Consider the following 1,246-nt stretch of genomic DNA (forward strand, 5'->3'; position numbering starts at 1 on the left):
GTGCGGCGGCCGAGAGCGCCCCCAGCACCATGACCTCGTTAAGCGCGCCGAGAGGGCCGATGGGGAAGACCTTGCCCGCCACTTTGCTCAGTCCGCTGCCGAGCGAGGTGTTGTAGGCGCGGTAGGCGTGGCGAATGACTTCGACGCCGTCGATGCCCTCGGGCAGGCGGATCGCCGAGACCGTATCGGAATACCACTTGGGCTCTGTCGCGCAGAGTTTCAGGCCCCAGGCGGAAACAGCCACGCGGACCCCGTTTGCCAGGTGATGGTGGCGGGCAAAGATGTTCTCGAGGCCTTCTTCGAAGATCAGGTCCAGCGAGGCGCGCAGGCCGCGCAGCAACTGCGTCGGTGGTGTGTAGGGAAAGTAACCAGTGTCGTTGGTCTTGATCATATCCTCGAAGGAGAAGTAGCAGCGCATGTGGCGCGCGCTCTTGGCGGTTTCGAGCGCCTTCTGGCTGACCGAAAGGAAGCCGAGGCCGGCGGGCAGCATGAAGCCCTTCTGCGAACCGGAGACGGCGCAATCGACGCCCCATTCGTCTTGGCGGAAATCGATCGAACCGATTGACGAAACGCCATCCACAAAGAGCAGCGCTGGATGGCCGCAGGCGTCGAGGGCGGCGCGGACGGCCGCGACATCGGAGGTAACTCCCGTCGCAGTTTCGTTGTGCGTCACGAAGACCGCTTTGATGTTGTGCGCCTTGTCGGCGGCCAGGCGCTCCGCATAGAGCTCGACCGGCACGCCCGTACCCCATTCCCCGTCGAGGCAGTCGACCTCGAAGCCGAGGCGCTCGGCCATGTCGACCCAGAGATGCGAGAACTGGCCGAAGCGGCTCATCAGCAGACGGTCGCCGGGCGAGAGCACATTCGTCATCGCCGCTTCCCAGGCGCCGGTGCCGGACGAAGGATAGATGAAGACGCGGCCGCTCTGGTTCTTGAAAACCTTTTTGACGTCGGCGAAAAGCGGCAGGGTCAGCTCCGGATATCGCGGGGAACGCATGTCCTCCATCGGCAGGTCCATCGCCTGACGGACCTGCTCGGGGATGTTGGTGGGGCCGGGAATAAAGAGATGATTGTAGCCTGGCATCGTTCCTCCACTTGTACGCGGCGTCCGCAAACCGGGGTCGAACGCGGACTGGATAGCTGCGCTCAGGCTGCCCTTCGGGCCAGTTCGCCACAACACCCGCCCGGGCAGAAAAGAATGCCAGGCGGGCGGCGCATTTTCGGCCCATCGGGTGGCGGTCTGGAG

General features: G+C 64.2%; 1 protein-coding gene. It reads right to left on the reverse strand.

Translation table 11 applies throughout. The annotated features are described in order from the left end of the window. On the reverse strand, nt 1-1,084 hold a 1,084-nt coding region (locus EOA86_RS35185), incomplete at its 3' end, for an aminotransferase class V-fold PLP-dependent enzyme (protein WP_128345685.1). Nucleotides 1,085-1,246 lie beyond the last annotated feature (162 nt).

The organism is Mesorhizobium sp. M5C.F.Ca.IN.020.32.2.1 (genome assembly GCF_004023105.1).
GTDB classification, from domain to species: domain Bacteria; phylum Pseudomonadota; class Alphaproteobacteria; order Rhizobiales; family Rhizobiaceae; genus Mesorhizobium; species Mesorhizobium wenxiniae.